At 48.0% G+C, this 12,910-nt stretch carries 9 protein-coding genes and 1 other RNA gene; 8 read left to right on the forward strand and 2 right to left on the reverse strand.

All coding sequences use genetic code 11. The annotated features are described in order from the left end of the window. The first annotated feature begins 257 nt into the window (after nt 1–257). Nucleotides 258–330: signal recognition particle sRNA small type (gene ffs, locus SAPGRDRAFT_RS20950), an RNA gene on the forward strand. A gap of 532 nt (nt 331–862) precedes the next feature. On the opposite strand, the gene SAPGRDRAFT_RS14070 is transcribed toward ffs, so the two are convergent. Next, the gene (locus SAPGRDRAFT_RS14070) at nt 863–4,891 is read right to left on the reverse strand and encodes an AAA domain-containing protein (RefSeq protein WP_002659917.1); all 4,029 of its coding nucleotides are present in this window, start codon (nt 4,889–4,891) and stop codon (nt 863–865) included. Between the two features lie 307 nt (nt 4,892–5,198). Between SAPGRDRAFT_RS14070 and SAPGRDRAFT_RS14075 the strand changes: the two genes are divergently transcribed. Both SAPGRDRAFT_RS14075 and SAPGRDRAFT_RS14080 read left to right on the forward strand, forming a co-directional pair. Further along, nucleotides 5,199–5,585 (forward strand): hypothetical protein, encoded by a 387-nt coding sequence (locus SAPGRDRAFT_RS14075; RefSeq protein ID WP_002659918.1) that lies wholly within the window; start codon nt 5,199–5,201, stop codon nt 5,583–5,585. A 42-nt stretch (nt 5,586–5,627) separates the two neighbouring features. After that, the gene (locus SAPGRDRAFT_RS14080; RefSeq protein ID WP_002659919.1) at nt 5,628–6,119 is read left to right on the forward strand and encodes a hypothetical protein; all 492 of its coding nucleotides are present in this window, start codon (nt 5,628–5,630) and stop codon (nt 6,117–6,119) included. A 22-nt stretch (nt 6,120–6,141) separates the two neighbouring features. On the opposite strand, the gene SAPGRDRAFT_RS23290 is transcribed toward SAPGRDRAFT_RS14080, so the two are convergent. Next, nucleotides 6,142–6,579, reverse strand: a complete 438-nt coding sequence (locus SAPGRDRAFT_RS23290; RefSeq protein WP_216593848.1) for a hypothetical protein — start codon at nt 6,577–6,579, stop codon at nt 6,142–6,144. 282 nt (nt 6,580–6,861) lie between these two features. Here SAPGRDRAFT_RS23290 and SAPGRDRAFT_RS14090 point away from each other — a divergent pair, with 282 nt between their 5' ends. The 5 genes from SAPGRDRAFT_RS14090 (at nt 6,862) to rplI (ending at nt 12,865) form a co-directional block, all read left to right on the forward strand. After that, a complete protein-coding gene (locus SAPGRDRAFT_RS14090; RefSeq protein WP_002659921.1) occupies nt 6,862–9,888 on the forward strand; it encodes an amidohydrolase family protein in 3,027 nt (1,008 codons plus the stop codon). A 299-nt stretch (nt 9,889–10,187) separates the two neighbouring features. After that, nucleotides 10,188–11,480, forward strand: coding sequence for an amidohydrolase family protein (locus tag SAPGRDRAFT_RS14095; RefSeq protein WP_002659922.1), 1,293 nt, complete (start codon nt 10,188–10,190; stop codon nt 11,478–11,480). Between the two features lie 126 nt (nt 11,481–11,606). Then, nucleotides 11,607–11,984, forward strand: a complete 378-nt coding sequence (rpsF, locus tag SAPGRDRAFT_RS14100; RefSeq protein WP_002659923.1) for a 30S ribosomal protein S6 — start codon at nt 11,607–11,609, stop codon at nt 11,982–11,984. A 51-nt stretch (nt 11,985–12,035) separates the two neighbouring features. Then, nucleotides 12,036–12,305, forward strand: coding sequence for a 30S ribosomal protein S18 (rpsR, locus tag SAPGRDRAFT_RS14105; protein ID WP_002659924.1), 270 nt, complete (start codon nt 12,036–12,038; stop codon nt 12,303–12,305). A 35-nt stretch (nt 12,306–12,340) separates the two neighbouring features. Beyond that, nucleotides 12,341–12,865 carry a 50S ribosomal protein L9 gene (rplI, locus tag SAPGRDRAFT_RS14110; RefSeq protein WP_002659925.1) on the forward strand — a complete coding sequence of 175 codons (525 nt, stop codon included), beginning with the start codon at nt 12,341–12,343 and terminating at the stop codon, nt 12,863–12,865. The last annotated feature ends 45 nt before the right edge of the window (nt 12,866–12,910 follow it).

The following is a 12,910-nucleotide window of genomic DNA, read 5'->3' on the forward strand; positions in this document are numbered from 1 at the left end:
TTCTTCTGGGGCCTGCGGCCGCCCTTTTACTCGGGGCGGCCGCCCCTATGCTACAGGGCTCGCAAGCCTGCTCGGCCCTCAGCCCTTCGGGCTTCGGTCTGGCGCTTTGCGCCACCCTTCCGCAGCGGTAGGCCAATGGCCCTGCGGGCCAGGCGGCTGCGCCGCCCCCAACCCGCAAATTGGACCAATGGGCAAAAAAAATGAAGCAAAATTTGTAATTCCACAAAATGAACGTATATTTGCCATCGAGCCAAGAGGCAGGAGCAGCTCCCACTGAACTCCCCCAGGTCGGAAACGAAGCAAGGGTAGGTGGTTGAGCGCTCCGTGCAGGTCGGGCTCTTTTTTTATGCCTATAACTAAGCCAAATATATAAAGCCGCTTTTCTATACAGAAAAGCGGCTTTTGCTTTTTATAATAACTGTTCAGGATCTTCTGTACCCCAATAAAATTGGAGCTTTTAAAGGGCTTAATTTTATGAGGGTTTCCACCCTCATTCATCAATCATTGCGAAGCAATACCATACTTGCTGTAGGTTTCAACCTACAGGTATATATCCATCCTACAGGCCCGAAGGGCCGCAGGCAAAGGCCAAATGAAAGCCCTGCCACTTCTATCCTTTGATTTAATTTCCTGCTATTCTTCGTTATTTTTCTCAGCCATAGCTAAGGCTATGCCTTTAAAAAATGCCTTGACTAGCCTGAAATTTTTATCAAAGGATGGCCGAAGCGCAGAACTTCCATTCGGCCTAGGGGCCTGAAAGGGGGCCGCGCAGCGGCAGACCCAGCCGCTGAAAGCGGCGCAGGGCCGAGCAGACCTGCGAGCCCTGAAAGGGCCCGGCCGCCGAAGGCGGCAGGCCCCAAAACTACCCCAAAGCTTGCAAAATCGCCCGAATCCGAGCCTGCTCCGCCTCCGGCTGCTTCCACCAACTGTAGGTCCAAACCCGCTCCAAAGGAATATTCATCCGCCGTAAATAATCACGACGAAAGAAGTCCCAAGCATAGGCCTCCTCCGAATAATCCGCATGATAGAGGTCAATGAAAAAGGCTAGCTTAGGTCGCCCCAGCCCATCTCTCAACAAAAAAGGAATCTGCAAACCCGCCAACTGCGCCTGCCAATCCAATTGATAGCCCTCGGGCAAATGCCCAGACAAAAAACGATGAAAACGCAAGGCAAAACCCGCCAAGCGACTCTCCGGATTGAATTCCTCTAGCTGCTTTTGGTCCGAATGCGTATAAACCAATTCTAAAATCTGCTGCCGCAATGCCTCATTGCCCAAACTAACCGCCTGCGCATAGGCCAAATAAGCATAAAATATGGCCTTGCCATAGTTGCCCTGCTCGGGAATCAACTCCCGATAACGCAAAATATACTCCTGAGGAATACTCGAGAAAAGAACAATTTTCTGCTTGGCCCGACTAATCAATACGTTCAATAAACGATAGCCCCGCTCTCTGTTGATCGGACCAAAGTTTTGTATAAAACGCCCATCTTCTCGCTGCCCAAAGGTGGTCGATAAAAGCAAAATATCCCGCTCATCTCCCTGTATGTTCTCCAAGTTCTTAACAAATAAACCCGCTGCCTGCAAGGCCTCAAAGGCATTGGCCTCAGTCTCTGACTGACTCATCCGCTCCTGCATTTTTTCCAAAATGAGGTTGCGCTGCTTGAGGTTAAAAGTAGCCACGCCTATAGCAGGTAGTTGCGCTTTATGTTGCTCATAAAGAACCAACAACTCTTCTAAAATTGCCTCGGCCTCTGTCGGATTCGTCGAGTTTTCATACAAACCATTTATCGCCCGAAACTCAATAGGACAATAGTCTTCCTGCGCAGGTACTGGCCGCAAGCGCTTTCCATAAAAGGCCGCATTAGAAAAATCAATGAGGTAGGGGTGCCGACTCCGATAGTGAATTTGCAAAAAACTCTCTTCATAGCGCCCATCAGCCACCGAGTACTCTAGTAAAGACTCACTGCCTGCCAAATAATCTACCGCCTCTTTTTCCAATTCCCAGGCGTTTTCATCCTCTTCCTCTTCTTCCAAAAAGGCCGATTCTCGACTGGCAAAGTAGTCGGAGGGCGGCATCTGCTGACTATCCCCAGAAATGACCTTAAGCCGCCCCCGCAATAGGGCCGAAAAAGTGTCCTCCAATCGCAATTGACTGGCCTCATCAAAGATGACGACATCAAATAGATGAGGCGTTAAGGGCAACATGGCCGCCGCTACCGAAGGATTGACCATCAATACCGGGAAAAAACTGCTAAATAGCTGCGGATCGGCCTCAAAGATTTGCCGCAATGGGGTGCGCTTGCCCCCATTGGCCCCCCTGAGGTTATAAATGGAATGCACTTTTAAGGGCGCTTTCTCCCGATTAAATTGATCTACGGCCTGCGCCTGCTTGGCCCGCCAATGCAATAGGGTATGTTGCTTCAATTCTTTGCGCATCCGCTCCTGCTCTTCCTCATAGTACTTGAGCAAACGAGCATAGCTCTCGGCCTGAGGTAAACGCTCTTGGTCTTGCCGCTCTAAAAGCTCATAGATGTACCAGCATCTAAAATGCCCCTGCCAATCCGGCGGGTTGGCCTCTGAAAGCGCCCGAAAGGCCTGCCGCTCTGCCGTATTGAGCTGCTCCCAAAAAAACTTTAGCCGATGATAGGCCTCAAATTCAGCCTCAAAACGCTCCAAGAGTTTCCCCAAGTTCTCATAAAGGTTCTCCAAATGATTGAGCCGCTGCCGCAAAATAGGGGAGTCAAAACGAAAACCGACCTTGAAGATTTTACTCTTGCGGTAACTCTCTGCAAAAATATCTAAGTTGCGACTGAGCTCCTGCACCCGCCCCTTAAAATCTACATGTGGATGCATATTCTGCAAAGAAAGCTCATTGACCAAACGCTGGATGTCTTTGCTCCGCTCAAAGTACCAATCACTCAACTTTTTGCTGTATTGCCCTATGTTTTTCTGAACATCCTCAAAGATGATGATGTCTATATCATCCAACTTCAAAAACGGAAAGTCAAAGTAGTTGTACCGCTGATGAAAACTGCGCAATAATTTATAATGGGCCAGCACTTTTTCCTTATCGTCTTGTAGCTTTTTATACTTGCTAGACACCGAACGAAGCAAAGAGCGATAAAAGCCCTTGTTTTTATTAAAGAAGTATTTGCTGGTCTCAAAACCATCTTCTATAAGATCACGCATTTCTTCCAAGGCCTTGCCCTTAAAGCTCATGGTCTCGCTATAATGATCTTCCAATAGCTTTTCATACTCATAAAGGTAGGAGAGTAGGTCGCTCTGCGCCGCATCCAAGGCGTTTTGTAGGCCTCTTAGCTTTTTGCCTAGCTCTTGCTTAACCGCATGCGTATTCCCATTACTAAAAAAATGATCACTAAAGGCATTAAATGGATGCTGTAAGCTCCCCAATGCCCTAAAAAGAGGTTCGCCCTCTTCCAAAATTCTAAGTATTTCTTCCAACTCGGCATTCTCAAAGCTAAAGGCTTTGGGGTTGAGCTGCCCCGCAATCCGCTTGCGATCATAGGTGGTAGAGAGCTCCAAATACTCATCCACCAAATCACTCCAACGCTTTTCTCCCGATAGCTGAGCCAATAGTTGCTCATGATAGCCCTGCAGTTGCTGACTATAAGCCGCCATGCTCTGCAAACTCCGCAAATAATGACTAGAAGGCTTATAACTCTTTTGCTTTTGCTGCAAACGCGCCCGCATAGAACGAACCAAAGGCCCCCGATCTCGATATAAATCCTCTACAATCACCGCCAATTCCTCTAAACCCAGTTCCTTGAGGTTGTTGTACAAAACATCTAGGGCGGTCTTCTTCTCACAAACCACCAAACAACGGGCCCCATTAGAGAGTAGGTTGCTCAATACTGCCGTCAAACTCTGGCTCTTTCCCGTACCCGGAGGACCCTGCACTATAATCTGCTTCCCTCTAAATAGGTCATGCAAAAGATGCTGCTGACTCGGATCAGTGGGCAGCATCGGAAAACTATGCTGCATGAGCTTGGGCACCGCCTGCTCGCCAAAATCCCCCCGCCCAATGGGCCGCAATAATTGCCCTAGTTCATCAAATCGCTGTATGAATTCCTGTATGTCCTGGGCCAAACTCTCTTTCTGCCCCTTATACAAACCAAATAAACCACCCCAAACCAATTTTGGCCCATTTTCCGTCAACTCCAATAACTCATCCTTCAGGGTCGGCAAAGGCGCTAAGCCCTTTTTCCAACTCGCCAAAAGCGCTTCCCTAACCTCAGCTTCTTGCTTTTCTGGACTCAATTGGGCCAGCTGCTTCACGACCGTCTGCATCAGTTCCCGCTCATCCAATAAACCATCTTCCATAAAATGATCATAGCGCGGAGATAAACGGATTTTCATGTCCTTGAGCAAATGCGCCGCCAAGGACCGATTGCTAGAAAGCGCAAATTCATCACTTCTTTCTAAGGTCCACTCATTACTTTTTCGCCAATTGCGCTTTAACTCCAAAGACCAAACAAAAAGCGGCGCCTTGATGATCCGACTAGGGTCCTCTTGGTCCCTTTTTAATATAATCGGAAACCCAAAACCAAAGGTCGCCACTCCCTGCTCCGCCAAATGATCCTGATGATCCAATAACATATTGTTGAGCCGACGCATCAACCGCCCCAACTCAGGCTCCTCCTGCCAACGCTCTGCCCTAGGCCGAAACTGTAAACGGAAGTTAGGCTTGCCCAATAATAACGCAATAAATCGCTCCGCCAAACGAGGCTCAATCTGATTGAGATCCGTCAAATTTAAACGGTTGCGAGAACGCCCCGCCAAAGCATTTAAGTAAATAGACCGGCGGTTAGAAAGTTGTAATCGCTGCTTGAGCTGCTCTAAAAATCGTAAGTCAAGTGATGAGGCCTGCATAAGATTGGGCGGTTTTTCCAAGGAATTTTATAGCAGGAAGATAGCGAGTTTTTTTAGAAAATGCTTTACTTCTATCCCGAAATGAATACCTTCTTGTTTTTCTGCCGTTTTTGGGGCTGCCCCGCCTTGCAGGCGGGTCGGGCTGTATCGCAGCTCGCAGGTCTGCTCGGCCCTTCAGCGCTTGCAGCGCTTCGGTCTGGCCCTGCGGGCCACTGCTGCCCATCCCTCAGCCGGCTCGCTGCGCTCGCCTCTAAACGCAAAAGTTATGGCAAGCCTCTCTTCGCACTCATTTTTTAAACTATACCTTATGAAGTACCTACTTTCTAGCGCTATCGCGCTTTTTCTGCTCGGCGCCTGCTCTGGCCCAAAAAAATTAGCCCAATCCTCTAAGTTTGACCTAGACCTGCTCTACCAATCTTGGGAGGTGGTCTATATCGAAACCCCAAAAATGCAAATCGCCGGACAAGCTATGGGCGACCCCATCTATACCTTTAGCCGCGATAGCTTCCGCATCAAAAGCTTTGAGGTCCCCCCACATGCCGATAGCGTTCGCTTCTTCTTTAGAAATGATAGCCTCTTTTATCAACATCCTACAAAAGTATTGCCCCCCACAGCTATTATAGAACTTAGCGATAGTTTGCTAATTTTGCAGAGCGAAAAGGCGGAATGGAAATTGCAAAAACCTGCACCATAAGCCTTTTCTATACCGCATTTTTATCAATCTTAAACGCTTATTATGCCCCTTAGATCATTAGTTGTTGCTTGTTTTTTGGCCCTTTTGGTCCTTCCGCTACAGGCCCAGAAAAATAAAAAATACAAAGCCAGCAAAGAAGAGAAAAAGACCATGAAAACACTCAAAAGCCACCCCTGGCAAACCGAGTACTTAGAACTCAATGGTCAATATATCGATTGTAACGCCCAAGCGGGCCCTATCGTCATGTATTTCTATGACCTCAAAGAAAAAGTAGAGGTCAAAAGAGGAAAAAAAACCAAGTACAAAAAACAAAAGGTAGATAAATGGAAGATGGATATCGGTGGCCGTGACCGCATCTTTGATTTCCAAGTCAGAAAGGACTCTATCCAGTTTCTACAAGTACGGGGCTGGAACGATATGCGTATCATCAAATTAGAAGATGGCAAACTCGTAGTAGACCAACTGCATGAGGGCAATCTCCGCCGCTGGTATTTTGTCCCCGCCGAAGAAGAAAACATTTTTATGGATAACTAATTAGGCCCCTTTGGCCCTTAACCTAAAGCGCCCGTCTACCGACGGGCGCTTTTTTTTGTTTCTCTTTTCTACTTTTCTGGACCAAGCTTTCGGGATGCCGTTCTGCATCTGCAGAATAGGGCAAAAAGGCTTTGATGAGGTGTTCTGCATCTGCAGAATAGGGCAAAAAGGCTTTGATGAGGTGTTTGATCTCTGTCAAATAGGGCGTAAAGGTTTTGATGAGGTGTTCTGCATCTGCAGAATAGGGCAAAAAGGTTTTGATGGGGTGTTTGATCTCTGTCAAATAGGGCGTAAAGGCTTTGATGGGGTGTTTGATCTCTGTCAAATAGGGCGTAAAGGCTTTGATGGGGTGTTTGATCTCTGTCAAATAGGGCGTAAAGGCTTTGATGAGGTGTTTGATCTCTGTCAAATAGGGCGTAAAGGTTTTGATGGGGTGTTTGGCCTTTGGCCATGGTGGCACTGCCGCTACCTGCAGCTATGGCCGAAGGCCAAACGGCCTAGCGATGCGAAAGGGGGCGGCGAAGCCGCAGACCAAGGCCGTCAGGCCGCAGGGCCGAGCAGACCTGCGAGCCCTGAAGCGTAGCGCCCGCCGCAGGCGGGAGGCCCCAAATAAAAATCATTTAGTGGATAAGAGAAAAGCGTCTATCTAAAAAAAATGCAGTAGCCTGAAAACTGCCCTATATTGGCCAAATAGCGTATCTTTCGCTTAGGAATTACATCAAAAAACCAAATTTTATTTCGTATGAGGATAGTCTATTTATGTTTACTGCTTTATTTGGGCTTAGGGGCAAGCCTCTTGGCCCAGCGGCCCAGCTTTCCAGAAAATGGGGTGGTGGACCAAAGAGAGGGCTGCTACCTATTTACAAATGCCCATATTCAGACCGGGCCCAAGCAGCTGCTCAAAAATGCCCAGTTGCTGATCAAAGAAGGGAAGATTGTGGCCGTGGGCCAAGACCTTAAGCGGCCAAAAGGGGCCGTGGAAATTGATCTGGCGGGCAAATATATTTATCCCTCTTTTATTGAGTTAAGTAGCAATTACGGTCTATCGGCCAATCCTAAAAAGGACAATAATCAGGGCCGTCCGCAATTTCTATCGGATAAAAAGGGGCCCTTTAGCTGGAACGAAGCAATCCGGCCAGAACAAAGAGCCGACCAACTATTTTCTCCCGATAAAAAGGCGGCTAAAGCCTTGCGTCAAGCAGGTTTTGGCCTTTGCCTCAGCCAACAAAAGGATGGCATCGCCAGAGGGAGCTCGGCCCTCGTTTTCCTAGGCGAAGAATCGGCCCAAGAGATGATTCTCAAAGGAGAGGCCGCGGCCCATTATTCTTTTTCTAAGGGGAGCTCCTCGCAAGATTACCCCAGCTCTTTGATGGGGGCGATCGCCCTGCTCCGCCAAACTTATTATGATGCAGATTTTTACCAAAAGCAGGAGGCTGGACTAGAATACAACCGCTCTTTGGCCCGCTTTAATGAGCTACAAGCCTTGCCGCAGTTTTTTGAGGCCAAGCAGCGCTTTAATATTCTGAGAGCGCATAAAATTGCCCAAGAATTTGGCAAGGAATACATCTTTGTTGGAGCAGGTGATGAGTATCGCCGTTTGGAGGCCCTACAGGCCGCAAAGGCCAAATTGGTCGTGCCCCTGAATTTTCCAGCCGCCTATGATGTGAGCGACCCCCTAGATGCCAACTTCATCAAATTGGGACAACTGCTGCATTGGGAGCTGGCCCCCGCCAATCCCGCGGCCCTAGCCGAAGCTGGTCTGGCCTTTTCCTTGACCACAGAGGGACTCAAAAAACCAACCGCCATTTGGGCCAGTTTGCGCAAAGCGTATGCGGCTGGATTAAGCGAAGAGGATCTCTTGGCCGCCCTTACCACTCAACCCGCTAGCTTTTTGGGCCTATCGGAGCAACTGGGAACTTTGGAGGAAGGCAAATGGGCCAACTTCTTTATTAGCTCAGCCCCCATCTTAATGGAAAATAGCCAGTTGTTGCAGCATTGGGTTAAGGGCAAGGTCTATAGCGAGGCCAACCTTCAAGCGGATGATATTCGCGGGACCTACAGCCTCAATTTGGAGCAAAAAAGCTATCAAATTAGCATAGAGGGCAAAGCCTTTAAACCCACAGCAAAACTTACTTTTGCCGATAGCAGTCAAAAGCCAATCAAACTAAAGTTGGATTATCATTATCCCAGCCTTAGCCTTTCAGGAAAGTTTACGGCAGATAGCACAGCGCCCATTATTCGCATTACAGCCCAATGGAAGGAGGGCAGCATCATCGGTTATGCCGAGGATGAAAAAGGCAATTGGCTGAATGTAAAAGGCCAACGCCAAGCAGCTTTTGTACCCAAAAAAGCCGCCGAATTACCCAAGAGAGATAGCAGCCTGAACTGGGCCAGCAAATTGCGCTATCCCTTTACCGCCTTTGGTCATACCGCCGAGCAAGCGCCCAAACAGGAGGTCGTTCTCTTTAAGGGGGCCACGGTTTGGACCAATGAAAAGAAAGGCATTTTGGAGAATACCGATGTCTTGGTTGAAAATGGAAAGATTAAGAAGATTGGCAAGAATATCAAGTTGCCCAAAGGGGCCAAATTGGTGGATGCTCAAGGCAAACACCTCACAACGGGCATTATTGATGAGCACTCGCATATTGCCATCCAGAACGGAGTCAATGAGGGCACGCAGGCCAGCTCTGCGGAGGTCCGCATTGGAGATGTACTCAATAGCGATGATGTCAATATTTATCGACAATTGGCTGGGGGCGTGACCACCGCCCAATTGCTACATGGTTCGGCCAATCCTATCGGGGGACAAGCCGCTTTGATAAAATTCCGTTGGGGCCTTTTGCCCGAGGAGCTCAAGTATGAAAATGCGGCTCCTTTCATCAAATTTGCACTGGGCGAAAATGTAAAGCAGTCCAATTGGGGCGATCGTCAGAACAAACGTTTTCCCCAAACTCGTATGGGGGTAGAACAGGTCTATGAAGACTATTTTAGTCGGGCCCAAGCCTATGGCGAAGCCCTGAAGAAGGATCCCGAAAATACCCGCCGAGATATTGAACTAGATGCGCTCTTGGAAATCCTCAATAAGGAGCGCTTTATTAGCTGCCATTCCTATGTGCAAAGCGAAATTACCATGCTCATGCGAGTGGCCGAACGCTATAATTTCCGCATCAACACCTTTACCCACATTTTGGAAGGCTATAAGGTGGCCGATAAGATGAGGGAGCATGGGGCCGGGGGCTCAACCTTCTCGGATTGGTGGGCTTATAAGGCCGAGGTGCGAGATGCAATTCCCTATAATGCCAAGATTTTGGATGCTATGGATGTGGTCACGGCCATCAATTCGGATGATGCCGAGATGGGCCGCCGCCTCAATCAAGAGGCGGCCAAAAGTGTAAAATATGGACAGATGAGCGAGGAAGAAGCCTGGAAAATGGTCACGCTAAATCCCGCCAAACTGCTCCGTTGCGATGATCAATTGGGCAGCATCAAAAAGGGCAAATCTGCGGATTTGGTCCTTTGGTCCAACAATCCGCTCTCTATCTACGCCAAGGCCGAACAAACTTATGTAGATGGCATTTGCTACTATTCTTTGGAGCGAGATCAGCGCCTTCGGGCAGAGCTCAAGGCCGAGCGTCAGCGTCTGATTCAGAAGATGTTGGGCGCCAAATCGGCTGGAGAACCTACGCAGCCCGCTATGCCCACAGAGGACAAACACTACCATTGTGGAGATGTGCAGCTCAATGCCTTGGGGGGCTGGAAAGTAGATTAGGGGGATTTGGGGCCTCCGCTGAATATAATGTTGCGGCGGTTACTCCCTTCGGTCGTCGAACTGCGAACTAAAGTTCTTGTTGTCGCTGCGGGGCTCGCTGCTGTTTTGGGGCCTCCGCCTCGCTGCGCTCGTCGGCGCTACGCTGCGGGGCTCGCAGGTCTGCTCGGCCCTGCGGCGGCTTTGCCGCCTGGGTCTGGCCTGACGGCCACCCGCTCCGCATCGCTAGGCCGGCGGGCTTCGCCCGCCTCTAGGCGCAGAAAAGGGGGCCTAATTATTAACATGATACATATTATATATAGATGAAAAAATGGAGTTTGCTGGTCCTTTTGTTTTGGGCCATAACTGCCTCGGTCTGGGCACAGAAAACAGATCATTATCTCTTGAAAAACGTTCGTATTCATACGGGCCAAGGAGATATTATAGAAGAGGGGGCAATAGCCGTCAAGGCCGGTAAAATTGTAGACATTGGACCGGCCAAAGAACTGGCCCAAAAAAACTACAAAGAGCAGATAGATGGGCAAGGGCAGTGGGTTTATCCGGCCTTGATTGCCGCCAACACCCAATTGGGCTTGGTAGAGGTAGAGGCGGTTCGGGCTACCTTAGATTTTAGAGAGGTTGGCTACTTCAATCCCAATATTCGCTCTGTGGTGGCTTACAATACCGACTCAGAAATATTGCCCACTATATTGAGCAATGGCATCTTATACAGCCAGGTAGTACCAGAAGGTGGACGGATTTCGGGGCAATCATCTGTTTTGCGCCTATCGGCCTTCAATTGGGAAGATGCAGCTGTAGAACTGGATGAGGGCACGCATTTATGGTGGCCCAAGCGCTTTCAGTTTACGGGTTGGTGGGCGGCTCCTGGTCCTACCAAACTCAATGAGAAATATCGGCCCACCATAGCGGGTTTGCAGCTCTATTTGGCCGAGGCCGCAGCTTATTGTCAGCAAGAGGCGCCTGAAAAAAAGAACATCAAAATGGAGAGCATGCGGGGTTTATTCTCTGGTGAAAAGCGGTTGTATGTACATGTAGATGAGGCCAAGGCGATGTTAGAGGCCCATCAATTGTTGTCGCCTTATGGAGTAAAGTTGGTTTTTGTTGGGGCGGCAGAGGCTTGGCGCATTGCCGACTTCTTGGCCGAGCAAAAGATTCCCGTCATTTTAAGCAACTTACACGCCTTGCCTCGTTTGGAGCATGATGATGTGGACCAGCCGTATAAAACACCGGCGATTTTGCATAAAAAGGGCGTCAAATTCGCTTTGAGTATGCAAGGGAGCTGGAACCAGCGCAACCTTGCCTTTCAGGCGGGCCAAGCGGTAGCTTATGGCTTGCCCAAGGAGGTGGCCTTGGCGGCTATTACGAGCAATGTAGCAGAAATCTTGGGCCTATCGGAGCAGATTGGGAGCTTGGAAAAGGGCAAAGCGGCTAGCTTCATCCTTTCTAAGGGCGATTTATTGGATATGCGAAGCAGCCAGATTATGGCCGCTTATTTGGATGGGAAGCTTTTGGATTTGGACAAAGACAAGCAAAAGCAGCTCTACAAAAAGTATATGGATAAATATGAGCTAGAGATGCCCGCCAGCAAAAACTAAAAACCTTGGCAATAAGGACCAAATAGTTTTTGATAATTGAGATAAAAGCTTATTTTTGCAGCCGCTTCTCTGCTAAGAGGGGCGGTTTTTTATTTTATCTAACCATATTTAACACTGTAAATCTTAATGAGACAATACGAGTGTACTTTCATCGTCGATCCCGTTCTGTCAGGTGATGAAATCAAAGAGACAGCTCAGCTTTATGTAGAGCATTTGAAAAGCAACAAATGCGAGATCGTAAATGTTGATGAGTGGGGTATCAAGCAATTGACTTATCCCATCAACCGCCGTAGTTCTGGAGCCTACTTCGTAGTAGAGTTCAAAACTGCAGAGGTAATTGGAAATTTGATTGAGGAGCTAGAGTTGGCTTTCCGTCGTGATGACCGTGTTTTGCGTTTCTTGACTGTCAAATTGGACAAGCATGGCGTAAAATACAATGACGACAAGCGCAACGGTTTGATCGGCAAGAAAAAAGAGGAGAAAGAAGAGTCTGCTGATAAGTAGTCTAATCCTTTCTAGAATCATTCATTTATTCCAATTTAAAATTAACTTGTTATGGCAAGTAGAGAAGATATCAAGTTTTTGAGCAATCCTAAAATCGGCCAAAAGCGCAAGAAATATTGCCGCTTTCGCCGTTATGGCATCAAGTACGTAGACTACAAAGATGTCGATTTCCTTATGAACTTCATCAACGAGCAAGGTAAATTGTTGCCTCGTCGTATCACTGGTAACTCAATGAAGTACCAGCGCAAAGTGGCTACTGCTGTTAAGCGTGCTCGCCACTTGGCTTTGCTACCTTATGTAGCTGACTTGATGAAGAAGTAATTGATTAAAGAAGATTGTTCAAAACTGATCCTGTTATGGAAATTATCCTTATCAAAGACGTAGAGAACCTAGGTTATGCCAACACTTTGGTGACTGTAAAGCCTGGCTACGCTCGTAACTTTCTTATCCCTCATGGGTTTGCTATTGTTGCGAATAAAGAAAACAAAGACTCTCTAATGGAGCAAATCAGCAAGCAAGAAGCTCGTTTGGCCAAGATGGCTGCTGAAGCTCAGGACTTGGCTAGCAAGATTGAGGCGGCTACGCTTCGTATTGCGGCTAAAGCTGGAACTAGCGGTAAAATCTTTGGTTCTGTTACTTTTGTACAGATTGCCAATGCGCTTAAAGAAGGATTTGGTCTAGAAGTAGACAAGAAGAAAATCAAAATGCCTGAGGAGGTAAAAATGTTGGGTAAATACAATGCGATCATCACTTTGATGAAAGACGTACGTGCCACAGCTACTTTCGAGGTATACAATGACGATCCTAATGCTGTTGTTGCTGATGAGGTTGTAGACCAAACTGAAGCCGCTGCTGAAAATACAGAAGAAACGGCAGAGTAATTTGCTATTCTTCGCCTAAAAGGTCACTACTTATAATGGGGTAGT

This window comes from Saprospira grandis DSM 2844 (assembly GCF_000275825.1).
GTDB classification, from domain to species: Bacteria; Bacteroidota; Bacteroidia; order Chitinophagales; family Saprospiraceae; genus Saprospira; species Saprospira grandis_A.